The organism is Streptomyces sp. NPDC002602 (assembly GCF_042889445.1).
In the GTDB taxonomy this organism is placed as follows: Bacteria; Actinomycetota; Actinomycetes; order Streptomycetales; family Streptomycetaceae; genus Streptomyces.
Window position 1 is genome coordinate 94,839 of the sequence record NZ_JBIAQX010000020.1, and the last position, 16,531, is coordinate 111,369.

The 16,531-nt window shown below is 73.2% G+C and carries 13 protein-coding genes; 11 read left to right on the forward strand and 2 right to left on the reverse strand.

Going from position 1 to position 16,531, the window contains the following annotated elements; genetic code table 11:
• The first annotated feature begins 119 nt into the window (after positions 1-119).
• Positions 120-3,662, forward strand: a complete 3,543-nt coding sequence (locus tag ACFYW3_RS34290; RefSeq protein ID WP_389388379.1) for a glycosyltransferase — start codon at positions 120-122, stop codon at positions 3,660-3,662.
• The gene (locus ACFYW3_RS34295; RefSeq protein WP_389388380.1) at positions 3,659-5,134 is read left to right on the forward strand and encodes a DUF5719 family protein; all 1,476 of its coding nucleotides are present in this window, start codon (positions 3,659-3,661) and stop codon (positions 5,132-5,134) included. The genes ACFYW3_RS34290 and ACFYW3_RS34295 overlap by 4 nt, the downstream gene beginning before the upstream one ends.
• Before the next feature lie 60 nt (positions 5,135-5,194).
• Here the strand turns inward: ACFYW3_RS34295 and ACFYW3_RS34300 are convergent, their stop codons facing one another.
• On the reverse strand, positions 5,195-5,737 hold the full coding sequence (locus ACFYW3_RS34300; protein WP_389388381.1) for a metallopeptidase family protein: 543 nt from the start codon (positions 5,735-5,737) through the stop codon (positions 5,195-5,197).
• A 112-nt stretch (positions 5,738-5,849) separates the two neighbouring features.
• On the opposite strand from ACFYW3_RS34300, the gene ACFYW3_RS34305 reads away from it, so the two are divergent.
• The 8 genes from ACFYW3_RS34305 to ACFYW3_RS34340 all read left to right on the forward strand — a co-directional run bounded on the left by ACFYW3_RS34305 (position 5,850) and on the right by ACFYW3_RS34340 (position 14,052).
• Positions 5,850-6,224: a DUF3499 domain-containing protein gene (locus ACFYW3_RS34305; RefSeq protein ID WP_053681310.1), complete on the forward strand. Its 375-nt coding sequence runs from the start codon at positions 5,850-5,852 to the stop codon at positions 6,222-6,224.
• Positions 6,225-6,315: 91 nt separating this feature from the next.
• Positions 6,316-7,686, forward strand: a complete 1,371-nt coding sequence (locus ACFYW3_RS34310; protein WP_351762599.1) for a phosphomannomutase/phosphoglucomutase — start codon at positions 6,316-6,318, stop codon at positions 7,684-7,686.
• A gap of 111 nt (positions 7,687-7,797) precedes the next feature.
• Complete coding sequence (locus tag ACFYW3_RS34315) at positions 7,798-7,983, forward strand: Trm112 family protein (protein WP_267796145.1); 186 nt, start codon at positions 7,798-7,800, stop codon at positions 7,981-7,983.
• An 82-nt stretch (positions 7,984-8,065) separates the two neighbouring features.
• Positions 8,066-9,199 carry an SIS domain-containing protein gene (locus ACFYW3_RS34320; protein ID WP_389388382.1) on the forward strand — a complete coding sequence of 378 codons (1,134 nt, stop codon included), beginning with the start codon at positions 8,066-8,068 and terminating at the stop codon, positions 9,197-9,199.
• A 53-nt stretch (positions 9,200-9,252) separates the two neighbouring features.
• Positions 9,253-10,410, forward strand: coding sequence for a mannose-6-phosphate isomerase, class I (gene manA, locus ACFYW3_RS34325; protein ID WP_351762604.1), 1,158 nt, complete (start codon positions 9,253-9,255; stop codon positions 10,408-10,410).
• A gap of 107 nt (positions 10,411-10,517) precedes the next feature.
• Entirely contained in the window at positions 10,518-11,486 is a 969-nt protein-coding gene (locus tag ACFYW3_RS34330) for a cation diffusion facilitator family transporter (RefSeq protein WP_351762607.1), read from the forward strand.
• A 377-nt stretch (positions 11,487-11,863) separates the two neighbouring features.
• The gene (gene ahcY, locus ACFYW3_RS34335; RefSeq protein ID WP_389388383.1) at positions 11,864-13,300 is read left to right on the forward strand and encodes an adenosylhomocysteinase; all 1,437 of its coding nucleotides are present in this window, start codon (positions 11,864-11,866) and stop codon (positions 13,298-13,300) included.
• Positions 13,301-13,425: 125 nt separating this feature from the next.
• Entirely contained in the window at positions 13,426-14,052 is a 627-nt protein-coding gene (locus ACFYW3_RS34340) for a hypothetical protein (protein WP_389388384.1), read from the forward strand.
• A gap of 34 nt (positions 14,053-14,086) precedes the next feature.
• On the opposite strand, the gene ACFYW3_RS34345 is transcribed toward ACFYW3_RS34340, so the two are convergent.
• Positions 14,087-15,022, reverse strand: a complete 936-nt coding sequence (locus ACFYW3_RS34345) for an RDD family protein (RefSeq protein WP_389388385.1) — start codon at positions 15,020-15,022, stop codon at positions 14,087-14,089.
• A 114-nt stretch (positions 15,023-15,136) separates the two neighbouring features.
• On the opposite strand from ACFYW3_RS34345, the gene ACFYW3_RS34350 reads away from it, so the two are divergent.
• Positions 15,137-16,144, forward strand: a complete 1,008-nt coding sequence (locus ACFYW3_RS34350) for a stage II sporulation protein M (protein ID WP_389388386.1) — start codon at positions 15,137-15,139, stop codon at positions 16,142-16,144.
• Positions 16,145-16,531 lie beyond the last annotated feature (387 nt).

Genomic DNA, 16,531 nt, shown 5'->3' on the forward strand with positions numbered 1-16,531 from the left:
CCCGCACCTTCCCCGCAGGAGGCGGACCGCTGTGTTCCGAGCCGTTAGGGTGGGGCGCTGTCCAGCAGCCTCCGAGGGCACACCACCCCCGGACCCCCGGCCGGAGGGCCCGTACCGCGATGTCCTTGCACAGCAACTCGTCGGCCTCCCACCAGGGCGCCGCCACCCCCGAGTTCCCCCGGCACGTCGTCACCGCGGTCCTCGTCGCCCATGACGGCGCGCGCTGGCTCCCCCGCGCCCTCGCCGGACTCCTCGGCCAGGAACGCCCCGCGCAGAACCACGTCGCCGCCGACACCGGCAGCGCCGACGAGTCCGCGCGACTGCTGACCGAGGCCCTCGGCGCCGACCGGGTCCTGCACCTGGCCCGCCGCACCGGATTCGGCACCGCCGTCGACGAGGCCACCCGCACCGCCGGCGTGCCGACCCCCGACGACCTCCCCTACCTCAAGCGCCCCAGCGGCTGGGACCCCGTCAGCCGCACCTGGCACGACGACGCGTACGACCTCCCCGAACTCCCCCACGGCGAACCGGTGCAGTGGCTCTGGCTGCTCCACGACGACTGCGCGCCCGAACCCGACGCCCTCGCCGAACTGCTGCGCGTCGCCGAGGAGAACCCCGACGCCGCCGTCATCGGCCCCAAACTGCGCGGCTGGTACGACAAGAAGCAGCTCCTCGAAGCCGGCGTCACCATCGCCCGCAGCGGCCGCCGCTGGACCGGACTCGACCGCCGCGAACAGGACCAGGGCCAGCACGACCAGATCCGCCCCGTCCTGTCCGTCTCCACCGCGGGCATGCTGGTGCGCCGCGACGTCTACGACGCCCTCGGCGGCTTCGACCGCAGACTCCCGCTCATGCGCGACGACGTCGACCTGTGCTGGCGCGTACAGAGCGCCGGGCACACCGTCCTCGTCGCCCCCGACGCCGTCATGCGGCACGCCGAGGCCGCCGCCCGCGAACGCCGCACCGTCGACTGCGCCGGCCGCTCCGCCGTCGGGGCCCACCGCGTCGACAAGGCCGGCGCCGTCTACACCGTGCTCACCAACAGCTCCGGCCGCGCCCTGCCGTACGTCCTGCTGCGACTGATCCTCGGCACCGTGCTGCGCACCCTCGGCTACCTCGTCGGCAAGGCCCCCGGCCAAGCCGTCGACGAGTTCACCGGCCTGCTCGCCGTCCTGCTCCGCCCCGGCCGGATCCTCGCCGCCCGCAAGGCCCGCCGCGGCGCCGTCGTCCCCGCCAAGGAACTGCGCCCGCTCTTCCCGCCGCCCGGCGCCACCCTGCGCGCCAACGTCGAACAACTCGCCGGGTACTTCGGCGCCGACCGCGACAGCGACTCCGCCGGCGTCAGCCGACACGGCGGAGCCATCGAATCCGGCCCCGGCGGCGACGACGCCGACTACCTGGAGATCGAACAGTTCGCCCGGCTCAAGCGGATCGCCCGCAACCCGGCCCCCGTCCTCTTCGCCCTGCTCCTGCTCGTCTCCCTCGTCGCCTGCCGCTCCCTGCTCTTCGGCGGCTCCCTCATGGGCGGCGCCCTGCTCCCCGCCCCCGACCGCGGCCTCGACCTCTGGCGCGCCTACACCACCGACTGGCAACCCGTCGGCCTCGGCACCACCACCGGGGCCCCGCCCTACCTCGCCGTGCTCGGCGCCGTCGCCGGCCTGCTGCTCGGCTCCACCCAGGCCGCCCTGACCCTGCTGCTCGTCTGCTCGGTCCCGCTCGCCGGCCTCACCGCCTACTTCGCGTCCCGGCCGCTCCTCGAATCCCGGCTGCTGCGCGCCTGGGCCGCCGTCGCCTACGCCTTCCTCCCCGCCGTCACCGGCGCCCTCGCCGGAGGCCTCCTCGGCACCGCCGTCCTCGCCGTCCTGCTCCCGCTCATCGCCCGCGCCGCCGTCACCGCCTTCGGGTTCGGCGGACCCGAGGCCGAGGGCAGCTGGCGGGCGCTGTGGACGTACACCCTGCTGCTGACCCTGGCCACCGCCTTCACCCCCGTCGTGTGGCCGCTCGCCCTCGTCCTCGGCACCGCCGCGCTCATCACCCGCCGCGCGCGCTGGAAGACGTACGGACCCCGCCTCCTCGCCAACCTCGGCGTACCCCTCCTCGTCCTCGCCCCCTGGTCGCTGGGCCTGCTCACCCACCCCACCCGCTTCCTGCACGAGGCCGGGCTGCCCTACGGGGCCCGCGCCGGCGCCCTCGACCTGCTCGGCATCAGCCCCGGCGGCCCCGGCACCGGCGGCGGGCTGCTCCTGATCGGCGTCCTGCTCGCCGCGCTCGCCGCCCTGCTGCGCGCCGACCGGCGCTTCGCCGTCCGCGTCGCCTGGGCCACGGCCCTGACCGGACTGCTCCTCGCCGTCCTGCTCAACCGCGACACCTGGGCCGGCCCCGCCACCCTCGTCTACGGCACCGCCCTCCTCGCGGCCGCCCTGCTCGGCGCCGACGGCGCCAAGCACCGGGTCGCCGCCAGCAGCTTCGGCTGGCGCCAACCGCTCGCCGCGCTCGTCGGACTCGCCGCGGCCGTCGGCCCGCTGATCGCCGCCGCCGGCTGGATGTTCTCCGGAGCCGAGGGCCCGCTGACCCGCCGCGACCCCGCCCAGGTCCCGGCCGCCGCCGCCTACCTGAGCGGCGACACCAACCAGACCCGCACCCTCGTCCTGACCGGCGACTCGCCCGCCACCGTCTCCTACAGCCTGGTCCGCGGCTCCGGCGCCCGCCTCGGTGACGCCGAACTCCTTGCCGGCGCCGGCTCCGAACCCCGCCTCGCCAAGGTCGTCTCCAGCCTGGTCTCGGGCTCCGGCGCCGACCAGTCCGCACAGCTCGACGACTTCGCCGTCCGCTACGTCGTCCTCCAGCCCGGCGCGCCCGCCCACTTCCGCCAGGTGCTCGACGCCACCCCGGGCCTGAAGGCCGTCCAGGACGACGACGTCGCCTCCTGGGAAGTCGAACGGGCCCCCGCCCGCGCCGTCATCGTCCCCGGCCGCCAGGGCCAGGCCCCCGTCGCCATCGAAGCCGGACCCGTGGAGGTCCACACCACCATCCCGGCCGGCGAGGAGGGCCGCGTCCTGCGCATCGCCGACCGGGCCGACCCGGGCTGGCGGGCCACCGTGGACGGCAAGCCGCTCAAGGCCAAGACGGTCGACGGCTGGGCCCAGGGCTTCGAACTGCCCGCCGACGAAGGCCGCCTGGACCTCGTCCACGAGGACGCCACCGGCCGCGACGCCTGGCACTGGGCCCAGGGCCTGCTCGCGCTGGTGCTGCTCGTGATGGCCCTGCCGGGCCGCCGCGCACGCCTCGACGACGACCTCCCCGAGGAGGACGCCGCCATCCCCGCCCAGGCCGCCGCCGGGGAAGGCCGGCGCGCCCGCCGCCTGCGCGCGGAGGCCGAGGCCGAACAACGCCCCGCGACCCCGACGGCCGCCGTCGCCGACCCGTACGCGCAGATCCCCGCGCAGCAGGCCTACGGCGAGGAGCAGTACGCGTACCAGGACTACCCGTACGAGCAGCGGCAGGCCCCGCAGGAGCCCTCGCCCCAGCAGCACGCCGAGCCGTACCCGTACCCGCCGCACGACCCCTACCAGCAGCAACAGCAGTACCCGTACCAGTACGAGCCGTACGAGAACACCTACGGACAGCACGAACCGCGTCCGGACGGGAGCCCCCAGCAGTGAAGCAGCGCGCACCCCTGACGCTCGCGGCGGTGGCCGCCGCGCTGGCCGCCGTCACCGGCATCGCCTCACTGACCGCCCCCGCCGCCCCGGCCGCCGAGGGCGACGGCGCCTCCCGGATGCCCGTGGAACGCTCCGTGCTGACCTGCCCGGCACCCAGCACCTCGGACATCGCGGAGACCACCTACACCTCGATCACCCCCGGCAAGCCGGGCGCCCGAGGCACGGCCCGCCTCCTCACCAGGGACGGCAAGCCCGTCGTCCAACCGAAGGAACCGGGCAAGCCCGCCGGAGCCGCCGCCTCGGGCGCCGAGGCACCCCCGCTGACCGGCTTCGCCGACGGAGCCATGGCCCCCGGCTGGACCGCCCAACAGACCACCAAGGTCGCCGTGGGCCAGTCCCGCGGCCTCCTCGGCGTCGCCTGCACACCGCCCGGCACCGACTTCTGGTTCCCCGCCCTCAGCAGCGCCAAGGGCCGCCTCGACTCCATCCACCTCACCAACCCGGACGACACCGAGGCCACCGTCCAGGTCAAGCTGTACGGCCCGGACGGCCTGCTCAAGGACAAGCCCGGCAGCCCCGAACGGCTCCCCTACAAGGTCGACCCCCGCGCCAGCGCCAAGGTGATGCTGTCCGACTTCCTCCCGGGCACCCAGCTCACCGACCTCACCGCCCGCGTCACCGTCGTCACCGGCCGGGTCGGCGCCACCGCGCAGATCGCCGAGGAGGGAGTCGGCGTCGACTGGCTGCCGGCGTCCACCGGACCCACGGGCAGCCTCGTCCTCCCGGGCATCCCCGCGGACGCCACCTCCGTCCGGCTCGTCGCCTTCGCCCCCGGCGAGGACGACGCCGACCTCAACCTCCGACTGGCCGGCCCCGGCGGCTCCATCAGCCCGGCCGGCAACGAACAACTGCACGTCAAGGGAGGCATGACGGCGAGCGCGGACCTCAAGAACCTCACCCGCGGCGAGGTCGGCTCCCTCCACCTGACCCCCTCGGACCCCAAGAAGGCCACCCCGGTCGTCGCGGCCGTCCGCGTGGTCCGAGGCACCGGCGCCAAGCAGGAGCTGGGCTTCCTCCCGGCCACCGCCCCCGTGGGCGCGCGGGCCACCGTCGCGGACAACCGGATCGACGACAAGGCGACCCTGCTCGCCCTCACCGCCGCGGGCAGCGGGGACGCCAAGGTCCGCGTCACCGCCTCACCGGGCACCGACGGCGGCGAACCCACCGTCAAGGAAGTCACCGTCAAGGCGGGCACCACCCTCGCCGTGTCCCCGCCGCCGACCCCCACCGGCGCGAAGGGCGCCTACGCCCTGACGCTGGAAACCCTGTCCGGAGGCCCCGTGTACGCCTCCCGCACGCTGACCCTGCCGCACGAGGGCATCCCCATGTTCACCATCCAGCCCTTCGGCGACGATCTCTCCACGGTCTCGGTCCCCAAGGCCGTCGAGGACCTCTCGATCCTGACCAGGTGAACCGCGCGGGGCCCCGCCGGCACCCGGCGAAGCCCCGCGCGGCACGCGCCGGCGGGGCCTTCAGTCCTGCTGCCCGTAGCGGGGATCCACGATCTCCGGCGAGAGCCCCAACAACTCCGCCACCTGCTCCACCACGATCTCGTGCACCAGCATGGCCTTCTCGTCGCGGCCCTTCGCCCGGATCTCCACCGGCCGCCGGAACACCACGATCCGCGCCGGTCGCCCGTCCCGGGCCTCCACCAGCCCGCCGAGCGGCACCGCCTCGTCGTTCCAACCACCTTCCGCGCCACCCGGCGGCCCCGGCACGTCCGCGACCACGAACTCCACCTCGGCGAGCTGCGCCCAACGCCGCTCCAACCGCTCCACGGAATCCCGTACGAGATCACCGAACAACTCCGCCCGGCTCGCCGACAGCGGCACCTGAGGTGGCGCCACCGGCCCCCGCATCCCCCGCCCGTGGCGGTCGCGCCGTCGGGGCCTCGGCTCGTGGGGGGTCCCTTCGGGACTCGTGGGAATCGGGGGCTTCAGCGGGCTGTCCGTCACCCTCGCAGGGTAGCCGTCACCCTGCCCCCCGGCAGGGCCTCCCGGCGGGCACGTCCCCATGTCGTACCGCGAGCAATCCGGCCGGGGTCGGGGCCCGTTCAGGGCGACACGGGGGCGTGACCGGTGGGGGAGTCGTCGCGGCCCGGTCAAGAGTGCGGTACCGTCCAACGTCGTGAGCCTTGTACGTCGCTGTTCGCGCACCGCGTGCGGCCGCCCTGCCGTCGCCACACTGACGTACGTCTACGCCGACTCGACCGCAGTTCTCGGCCCGCTCGCCACCTACGCCGAACCCCACTGTTACGACCTGTGCGCCGAGCACTCCGAGCGCCTGACCGCCCCCCGGGGCTGGGACGTGGTGCGCCTGACCGACGGTTCGGCCCCCTCCCGCCCCAGCGGCGACGACCTCGAAGCCCTGGCCAACGCCGTGCGCGAGGCGGCCCGCCCGCACGACCGCGCCGCCCAGGCGGGCGGCTCCGGACCCGGCGCCCCCACCCCCGGCGAGACCCGAAGAGGACACCTGCGCGTCCTGCGTTCGCCCGATTCCTGACCCCGCCCACCGCCCCTCGGCTCCGCCGAAGGGGCGATCCGGGCACAGGGTAGGTTTGCCCCACCGCACGGATCCTTCAGGGGGGCAGGCAGTGGCCGCAGATCTTTCGAACATCGTCAAGGCGTACGACGTGCGCGGCGTCGTGCCCGACGAGTGGGACGAATCGCTGGCCGAACTGTTCGGCGCCGCCTTCGTCGAGGTCACCGGCGCCACCGCCATCGTGGTCGGCCACGACATGCGCCCCTCCTCACCCGCCCTCTCCGGCGCCTTCGCCCGCGGCGCGGCCGCCCGCGGCGTGGACGTCACCCTGATCGGACTGTGCTCCACCGACCAGCTGTACTACGCCTCCGGCACGCTGGACCTGCCCGGCGCGATGTTCACCGCCTCGCACAACCCGGCCCGGTACAACGGCATCAAGCTCTGCCGCGCCGGCGCCGCCCCCGTGGGCCAGGACACCGGCCTCGCCACCATCCGCGAACTCGCCGAGAAGTGGACCGACGAGGGCGCCCCCGCCGTCCCCGCAGGCACCGTCCCGGGCACCATCACCGAGCAGGACACCCTCACCGGGTACGCCGACCACCTCAAGGGCCTGGTCGACCTCACGGCCGTCCGCCCCCTCAAGGTCGTCGTCGACGCGGGCAACGGCATGGGCGGACACACCGTCCCCACCGTCTTCGCGGGCCTCCCGCTGGACCTCGTCCCCCTGTACTTCGAACTCGACGGGACCTTCCCCAACCACGAGGCGAACCCCCTCGACCCGAAGAACCTCGTCGACCTCCAGGCCCGCGTGCTCGCCGAGGGCGCCGACCTCGGACTCGCCTTCGACGGCGACGCCGACCGCTGCTTCGTCGTCGACGAGCGCGGCCAGGGCGTCTCCCCCTCCGCCATCACCGCCCTGGTCGCCGCCCGCGAACTGGCCCGCAACGGCGGCACCGGAGTCGTCATCCACAACCTGATCACCTCCTGGTCCGTCCCCGAGGTCGTCAAGGAGCACGGCGGCACCCCCGTCCGCACCCGCGTCGGACACTCCTTCATCAAGCAGGAGATGGCCACCTCCGGCGCCATCTTCGGCGGCGAGCACTCCGCGCACTACTACTTCAAGGACTTCTGGAACGCGGACACCGGCATGCTCGCCGCGCTCCACGTCCTCGCCGCCCTCGGCGGCCAGCAGGGCACCCTCTCCGACCTGGTCTCCTCCTACGACCGCTACGTCGGCTCCGGCGAGATCAACTCGACCGTCGCCGACCAGGCCGGCCGCACCGCCCTCGTCCGCGAGACCTACGGCACCCGGGACGACGCCACCGTCGACGAACTCGACGGCCTCACCGTGACCACCGCCGACTGGTGGTTCAACCTGCGCCCGTCCAACACGGAACCGCTGCTGCGCCTGAACGTCGAGGCCCGCGACACCGCGACCCTGGAAAAGATCCGCGACGAGGTCCTCGCGCTCGTCCGCGCGTAGACACCACCGCCGGCCGACAAGCACGCCGGCATCACCGGGCCGGGCCGCGTCACGCGCGGCCCGGCGGTACGCTGACCTCGCCCAATCCGCATGTTCGAAGGGAAGCGCCCCATGCCGCTCGAAGCCGGCCTCCTGCAGATCCTCGCCTGTCCCGCCTGCCACTCGCCCCTCGACGACAAGTCGGCCGACGAGAACACCCCCGAGCTGATCTGCACCGGCCAGGACTGCGGCCTCGCCTACCCGGTCCGTGACGGCATCCCGGTCCTCCTCGTGGACGAGGCCCGCCGCCCCGCCTGACCCGCCCGCGCAGACGCTGAGACCGGTTCCGTCCCCCAGGGCTCCCGCCCCCGGGTCCGTCCACACACAGCCGGAGGCCGCCATGCTCGACGAGTCACTCCTCGACGACCCGGACGCCCTGGTCCGCGCCGACCGCCGGGGCCTGCTCCGCGGCGCCGCCGACGCCGGAGCCAGGGTCCGCACCGCCGCCCGGCACGCCGCCGAGGCCGGCCTGGCCGACCTGCGGCCCGACGGCCGCCCCCGCGCCGTGCTCATCGCCGGCTCCGGCACCGCCGCCACCGGCGTCGCCGACCTGCTCGGCGCCCTCGCCGGCGCGTCCGCGCCCGTCGTCCGCCTGGACCCCACCGGCGTCGCCCACGCCTCCGGCGCCCTGCGCTGGGCGCTGCCCGGCTGGGCCGGACCGGTCGACCTGCTGCTCATCGCCACCACCGACGGAACCGAGCCCGGGCTCGGCCTCCTCGCCGAGCAGGCCTACCGCCGCGGCTGCACCGTCGTCGCCGTCGCCCCCGAACGCTCCCCGCTGACCGAGTCCGTCGACGGCGCCCACGGAATGCTCGTACCGATGGCCCGGGCCCCGTACCAGGAGTACGACGAATCCGCCGCGGCCGGCCCCGGCGCCCTGTGGGCCCTGCTCACCCCGCTGCTCGTCCTCCTCGACAAGGTCGGACTCGTCACCGCCGCCCCCGACACCCTCCAACTCGTCGCCGACCGGCTCGACCGCACCGCGGAGCGCTGCGGACCGGCCATCGTCACCTACTCCAACCCGGCCAAGACCCTCGCCTCCGAACTCGCCGAATCCCTCCCGCTCATCTGGAGCGAAGGCCTCGGAGCAGGCCCGGCCGGACGCCGGTTCGCCGCGACCCTCGCCGAACTCGCCGGCCGGCCCGCCCTCGCCGCCGAACTCCCCGAGGCACTGCCCGCCCACGGCGTACTCCTCGCCGGGGCCCTCGCCGCCGGCGCCGACCCCGACGACTTCTTCCGCGACCGCGTCAACGAACCCCAGGCCCTGCGCGCCCGCGTCGTCCTGCTGCGCGACCGACCCACCGGCGGCCTCAGCGCCGCACCCGCCGCCCGCGAGCTCGCCCTCGGCCACGACACGGCCATCAGCGAAATCGAACCGGAGGAGGGAACCGAGTTGGAACAGCTCGCCGAACTCCTCGCCATCACCGACTTCGCCACCGCCTACCTGGCGTTGGCGTCAGGGGGACATCGCTGAGGCACACCCGTGCCCGCCTGCCCAGCCCCACATCAAGACCCAGGAAGACGACGATGGACCGTCTGACGAACACCATCCGCCCCTACGCGTGGGGATCGACCACCGCGATCCCCGCCCTCCTCGGAGTCGAGCCGACGGGCGAACCCCAGGCCGAGATGTGGATGGGCGCCCACCCCGGCGCCCCGTCCCGCCTCGACCGCGGGGCCGGCGAGGTCAGCCTCTCGGACGTCATCGCAGCCGACCCCGAGCGCGAACTCGGCGCCGCCACGGTCGCCAGGTTCGGCCCCCGGCTGCCCTTCCTCCTCAAGCTCCTCGCCGCCGGCGCCCCGCTCTCCCTCCAGGTCCACCCCGACCTGGAACAGGCCAGGGCCGGCTTCGCGGACGAGGAGCGCCGCGGCGTCCCGATCGACGCGGGCCACCGCAACTACAAGGACGCCAACCACAAGCCCGAGATGATCTGCGCCCTCACCCCCTTCGACGGACTGTGCGGCTTCCGCGCCCCGCTGGAGACCGCGGAACTCCTCGCCGGCCTGGAGGTCGACTCCCTCAAGCCGTACGTCGACCTGCTGCACGCCCACCCCGAAGAGGCCGCGCTGCGCGAGGTCCTCACCGCCGTCCTCACCGCCGACCGCGCCGAGATGGCCCGCACCGTCACCGAGGCCGCCGCGGCCGCCGCTCGCCTCGGCGGCCGCTACGCGCCCTACGCGGCCCTCGTCCACGACTACCCGGGCGACCCCGGCGTCATCGCGGCCATGCTGCTCAACCACGTACGGCTCCAGCCCGGCGAGGCCATGTTCCTCGGCGCCGGCGTCCCGCACGCCTACATCGACGGGCTCGGAGTCGAGCTGCTCGCCAACTCCGACAACGTGCTGCGCGCGGGCCTCACCCCCAAGCACGTCGACGTGCCCGAGCTGCTGAAGATCGTCGACTTCGCGTCCGGCGACCCCGCGGTGCAGCGCCCCGAAGGCGGCGCCGAGGAGGTCTACGAGACCCCCATCGACGAGTTCCGGCTCTCCCGCTTCCTCCTCGCCCCCGGCGGCGCCCCCCGGTCCCTCCCCGACACGGCCCCGCAGATCCTGCTCTGCACCGCGGGTTCCCCGAAGGCCGGCGAACTGACCCTGGCCCCCGGCGAGTCCGTCTTCGTACCGTCCGGCGAACGAGTCGAACTGTCCGGAGCGGGCACCCTCTTCCGAGCCACCGTCGTGGTCTGACGTACCGTCCGTACCGGCGGTACCGTCGGCCGGCTGCAACAATGTGCGGCCGTAGCGCGGCGCCCCGGCCCAGGGGCGTCGCATCGAGGAAGGGACACCCAGCACCCATGAGCGCGTCGGGCGGTACCAAGGCGATCGTGGCGGCACTCGCCGCCAATCTCGCCATCGCCGTAGCCAAGTTCGTGGCCTACGTCTTCAGCGGCTCGTCGTCGATGCTCGCGGAAAGCGTTCACTCGCTCGCGGACTCCGGCAATCAGGGGCTGCTGCTCCTCGGCGGCAAGAAGGCCAAGCGCGAGGCCACGCCCCAGCACCCCTTCGGGTACGGGCGCGAGCGCTACATCTACGCCTTCCTGGTGTCCATCGTGCTGTTCACCGTCGGTGGCATGTTCGCCATCTACGAGGGCATCGAGAAGATCAACCACCCGCACCCGATCGAGCAGTGGTACTGGCCGATCGGCGTTCTCGTCTTCGCGATCATCGCGGAGTCCTTCTCCTTCCGCACCGCCATCAAGGAGTCGAACGAGATCCGCGGCTCGCTCACCTGGGCCCAGTTCGTCAAGCGCGCCAAGGCCCCCGAGCTGCCCGTCGTCCTCCTCGAAGACCTCGGCGCGCTCATCGGTCTGGTCCTCGCCCTCGGCGGCGTCGGTCTGGCCCTGGCCACCGGCGACGGCGTGTGGGACGGCATCGGCACCCTCTGCATCGGCACCCTGCTGATCGTCATCGCCATCGTGCTCGCCGCCGAGACCAAGTCGCTGCTGCTCGGCGAGGCCGCCGGCACCGAGGACGTCGACAAGATCACGGCCGCCCTGGTCGACGGTGACGTGGTCACCGGCGTCATCCACATGCGCACCCTGCACCTCGGCCCCGAGGAACTGCTCGTCGCCGCGAAGATCGCCGTTCGGCACGACGACACCGCGACCGAGGTGGCCAACGCCATCAACGAGGCCGAGGCCCGCATCCGCGCCGCGGTCCCGATCGCCCGGGTGATCTACCTGGAGCCGGACATCTACAACGCCGAGGCCGCCGCGGCGGGCGTCAACCCCGCCGCCACCCCCGGCGGCGACCCCGCCCACTGACGCACCCCGAGCACGTACGAAGGCCCCCGCGACCCACCGGCCGCGGGGGCCTTCGCACGTCCCGGCCCGACCACGCGATCTCGCGCGGCACCGCGAGGACGGCCCGCTCGTCCGGTGCGGACCGCAGCCGCTCCCGGAACCCGGCGTCCATCAACGTGCGCGACCGCACGGCACTTCTTCCCCGGCCCGCTGGGGCTCACCGGGCCGGTCGGTGTAGATTCGTCCTCAGTGTCAGGCGTCGCTGCTGATGGCGGTCGGGCGGTCCTCATGACCGGCCGAGGGGAGAGAGGGCCCCCGACGGACTGTGCTCGGTGCACGGGTCCGCCCATGCACGGCTCAGCCGTACCCACCCTCTCGAACCATGAGGAGCAGCACCCATGGACTTCAAGGTCGCAGACCTCTCCCTCGCCGCCTTCGGCCGCAAGGAGATCACCCTGGCCGAGCACGAGATGCCCGGCCTGATGTCGATCCGCGCCGAGTACGCCGAGGCCCAGCCGCTGGCCGGCGCCCGCGTCACCGGCTCCCTGCACATGACCGTGCAGACCGCCGTCCTCATCGAGACCCTCGTCGCCCTCGGCGCCGACGTCCGCTGGGCCTCCTGCAACATCTTCTCCACCCAGGACCACGCGGCCGCCGCCATCGCGGTCGGCCCGAACGGCACCCCGGAGAACCCGCAGGGCGTCCCCGTCTTCGCCTGGAAGGGCGAGACGCTGGAGGAGTACTGGTGGTGCACGGAGCAGGCGCTGACCTGGCCGAACACCCCCACCGGCGGCCCGAACATGATCCTCGACGACGGTGGTGACGCCACCCTCCTCGTCCACAAGGGCGTCGAGTTCGAGAAGGCCGGCGCGGCCCCGGACCCGTCGACGGCGGACTCCGAGGAGTACGCCCACATCCTCACCCTGCTCAACCGCACCCTCGGCGAGTCCCCGCAGAAGTGGACGCAGCTCGCGTCCGAGATCCGCGGCGTGACCGAGGAGACCACCACCGGCGTCCACCGCCTCTACGAGATGATGGCCGAGGGCACCCTGCTCTTCCCGGCGATCAACGTGAACGACGCCGTCACCAAGTCGAAGTTCGACAACAAGTACGGCTGCCGCCACTCCCTCATCGACGGCATCAACCGCGCCACCGACGTCCTCATCGGCGGCAAGGTCGCGGTCGTCTTCGGCTACGGCGACGTCGGCAAGGGCTGCGCCGAGTCCCTCCGCGGCCAGGGCGCCCGCGTCATCGTCACCGAGATCGACCCGATCTGCGCCCTCCAGGCGGCCATGGACGGCTACCAGGTCGCGACCCTGGACGACGTCGTGGAGACGGCCGACATCTTCATCACGACCACGGGCAACAAGGACATCATCATGGCCTCGGACATGGCCAAGATGAAGCACCAGGCCATCGTCGGCAACATCGGCCACTTCGACAACGAGATCGACATGGCCGGCCTGGCCAAGATCGACGGCATCGTCAAGGACGAGGTCAAGCCCCAGGTCCACACCTGGAAGTTCCCCGACGGCAAGGTCCTGATCGTCCTCTCCGAGGGCCGCCTGCTGAACCTCGGCAACGCGACCGGCCACCCCTCCTTCGTCATGTCGAACTCCTTCGCGGACCAGACCCTGGCCCAGATCGAGCTCTTCACGAAGCAGGCGGAGTACCCCACCGACGTCTACGTGCTCCCCAAGCACCTCGACGAGAAGGTGGCCCGCCTCCACCTCGACGCCCTCGGCGTCCGCCTCACCACCCTGCGCCCCGAGCAGGCCGCCTACATCGGCGTCCAGGTCGAAGGCCCGTACAAGGCCGACCACTACCGCTACTGATCCCCGACGGACCGCGGCACGGCACCACAGGCAGGCCCCCGGCACCACGCCGGGGGCCTGCCCCGTCCCCGCACCCGGCCCCCGACCACCCAGGCCCCCTGCGGCCGTCCGAGAACTGGGACCCGATGCCCCGCGGCCGCTACTCGCTCCACGACCCGCACGACCACACGCCACTCGGCGAGGAACACTTCCACTGCGCGCCCGGCCCCTCCGGATGGCGCTACGTCGCCCAGCGCACCACCCCGAACGGCGACCACGCCGGCTCGGTGGACCTGGCCGTCGACGAGATCGGCCGCCCCATCCGGCTGGAGGTCAACGCCTCCGGCTGGCAGGTCCGCGGCGCCGCCATCGACGGCGTCACCTGGGTCCGCACCGACCCCGCCGGCGCGGAGGCCACCGAGGGCAACGTCCGGGCGCCCGGATTCACCGGCACCTCGCCGGCCTTCCTCGTCGCGACGACCCGCCTGCTGCGCCTGACCCCGGGCGCTCCCGCCACCCGCGTGCGGCTCCTGGCCCTGACCGACCCGGTCCTCGCGGCCCGCACGGTCGACCAGGCCTGGGAACTCACCGGCCGCGAGGAACACCCCACCGACAGCGGCCCGCTCGCCGTGGACGCGTACCGCGTCACGGCCCTGGACACCGGCGAGGTGCACACCGTGCACATCGCCGGCGACGTCGTCCTCTCCGCCCCCGGCATCGAACTCGAACACCTGGAGACCCCGCCCTCGACGTTCGAGGACCCGGCCCCGTAGCCCCTCGCGGTCACCGCCCCTCGCGGTCACCGCCTCACGCGGGCGGCGCGAACCCGGTCCCGCCGCGCGGCGGCTCGACGGGGGCAACCCGCGCCGGAGCGACCACCGCGGGGTGGACGGCGGGCGCGACCGGCGGCGCCGTCGCCACCGGCACCGCGGGCATCGCGCCGTACGGCACGGGAGCCGGCGCGGCCTGCGCTCCGTACGGGGCCGGCTGCGGAGCCGCCCGGAAGGCCCGCGCCGCGTCGCGCGACTGCCGTTCGTGCACCACGGCCATCAGGAACGCGGCGGCCGGCACCCCCGCCGGCGGCGGGGTCCCGGTACGCGCCACCACCTCGTCCGCGAGCTTCACCGCCATCGCGGCGCCCGTGTGCGGATCCAGCTGGTTCATACGCGTCAGGTACTGCCTGATCGTCAGCCACAATCCGTCCGGTACCGCCGACAGGTCCAGTCCCGTGAACCGCCCCGCCAGCCACGGCGGCGGCGGAGGCACCGGCATCACCCGCGCCCCGGGCACCCGCTCCCGAACCACCAGCGTCCCCGCGAACACGTCGCCGAGCCGCCGCCCCCGCGAGGACAGCAGCGAGGCGATGCACGCCACGCTCCCGAAGGTGATCAGCAACTCCACGACGCCCATCGCCCCGCGCACCAGCGCGTGCCGGAACCGGATGGGTCCGCCGTCCTCCCGCACCACGCGCAGCCCCAGCGCCAACTTCCCCAGCGAGCGTCCGTGGCTGAGCGTCTCCACGGCGATCGGGACGCCCACCAGCACCAGCAGGAACATGCCCACCGACACGGCGGCCTGGGCCGCGTCGTCCAGCGAGGCCGTCGCGAACACGACGCCGATCGAGACGAGCAGGTACCCGGCGCCGTAGACGAGCGCGTCGAGACAGATCGCCAGCGCCCGGCTCGGCAGTCTCGCCGGCCTCAACCCCAGGACGACCGCGTCCCCCGTCACCAGATCGCTCACTGACGCGCACCCTTCATCCGCCCTGACCCGCCCCTGTTTCCCCCAGTCTGCCAAGCTGACCACAGGAGAAGTAGGCCGTAACGGCCGGGCTGGGGCAGGGGAGCGGTAAACGGAATGGATGTCGACGTCTTCGTGGCGGCCCACCAGGCGCAGTGGGCGCGTCTGGAACAGCTCCTCGGCCGGGGCCGTCGGCTCACCGGCGAGGAGGCGGACGAACTCGTCTCGCTCTACCAGCGCACCTCCACCCACCTGTCCCTGATCCAGTCGAGCGCCCCGGACCCGATGCTCATCGGCCGTCTCACGCAGCTCGTCGCCCGCGCCCGCGCCACCGTCACCGGCGCCCGCCGGGCCGGCTGGCGCGACGCCGCGCGCTTCTTCACGGCCGGCTTCCCGGCCGCCGTCTACCGCAGCCGCCGCTGGTGGATCCCCACGGCCGTGCTCTCGATAGCCGTCGGCGTCCTGCTCGGCTGGTGGATAGCCACCAACCCCGAGGCACAGAGCGTCATCGCCGCACCGGACGACCTGAGGCGACTCACCAAGCCGGGCGGCGAGTACGAGACGTACTACTCCAGCCATCCCGCAGCCTCGTTCGCCGCCAAGGTCTGGACGAACAACGCGCAGGCGGCCGCGATGTGCCTGGTCCTGGGAGCGTTCCTGGGGCTGCCGGTGCTCTGGATCCTGTTCCTGAACATGGCCAACCTCGGCGTCGGCATCGGCCTGATGGCGTCCGCCGGTCGCCTCGACGTCTTCCTCGGCCTGATCCTTCCGCACGGCCTGCTCGAACTGACCGCGGTCTTCGTCGCCGCGGGCATGGGCCTGCGCCTGGGATGGACGGTCATCGATCCCGGACCACGAACCCGCCGCGCCGCCCTCGCCGAACAGGGCAGAGCCGCCCTCGGCATGGCCATCGGCCTGGCCTTCATCCTCTTCATCTCCGGCCTCATCGAGGGCTTCGTCACCCCGTCGAGCCTCCCCACCTGGGCCCGCATCGCCATCGGCATCGCCGCCGAGGCGGCCTTCCTGGTCTACGTCTACGTCCTGGGTGGCCGCGCCGCCCGAGCCGGCGACGTGGGTGACGTCGAGGAAGCCGATCAGACGGCAACGCTCCCCACCGCGGCCTGATGTGCGGACGAGCCGGCCGAGCTGCTAGTCTCCTCGTCGTCCCGCAAACACCGTTGACACGGTCGCAGCGGGGAGGTAGATTCGAACGGTTGCCTCGAACTGGACAAGTTCGGCAGCGATGGTTTAAAGTCTCTCTCGCCCCCCAGGAATTGAATTCCAAGTGGGCACAATCGACTCTTCTTTCAGAAAGTCCGAAGCCGGGAAATCCGGTGGAAAACCTCTGATAGAGTCGGACTCGCCGGAAAGGGAAAACGCGAAAGCGAAGAACCTGGAAGGCGGAAAACAAGCGAGGCTGACTCTGATAGAGTCGGAAACGCAAGAACGAAGGAAGCGCCCGGAGGAAAGCCCGAGAGGGTGAGTACAAAGGAAGCGTCCGTTCCTTGAGAA

What these genes read in the sequence shown, in the direction of transcription:
- ACFYW3_RS34320 (WP_389388382.1), top strand. Translation starts at nt 8,066, where the DNA reads ATGCTCGACGAGTCACTCCTCGACGACCCGGACGCCCTGGTCCGCGCC.
- ACFYW3_RS34290 (WP_389388379.1), top strand. Translation starts at nt 120, where the DNA reads ATGTCCTTGCACAGCAACTCGTCGGCCTCCCACCAGGGCGCCGCCACC.
- ACFYW3_RS34315 (WP_267796145.1), top strand. Translation starts at nt 7,798, where the DNA reads ATGCCGCTCGAAGCCGGCCTCCTGCAGATCCTCGCCTGTCCCGCCTGC.
- ACFYW3_RS34330 (WP_351762607.1), top strand. Translation starts at nt 10,518, where the DNA reads ATGAGCGCGTCGGGCGGTACCAAGGCGATCGTGGCGGCACTCGCCGCC.
- ACFYW3_RS34350 (WP_389388386.1), top strand. Translation starts at nt 15,137, where the DNA reads ATGGATGTCGACGTCTTCGTGGCGGCCCACCAGGCGCAGTGGGCGCGT.
- manA (WP_351762604.1), top strand. Translation starts at nt 9,253, where the DNA reads ATGGACCGTCTGACGAACACCATCCGCCCCTACGCGTGGGGATCGACC.
- ACFYW3_RS34300 (WP_389388381.1), bottom strand. Translation starts at nt 5,737, where the DNA reads ATGGGGACGTGCCCGCCGGGAGGCCCTGCCGGGGGGCAGGGTGACGGC.
- ACFYW3_RS34340 (WP_389388384.1), top strand. Translation starts at nt 13,426, where the DNA reads ATGCCCCGCGGCCGCTACTCGCTCCACGACCCGCACGACCACACGCCA.
- ahcY (WP_389388383.1), top strand. Translation starts at nt 11,864, where the DNA reads ATGGACTTCAAGGTCGCAGACCTCTCCCTCGCCGCCTTCGGCCGCAAG.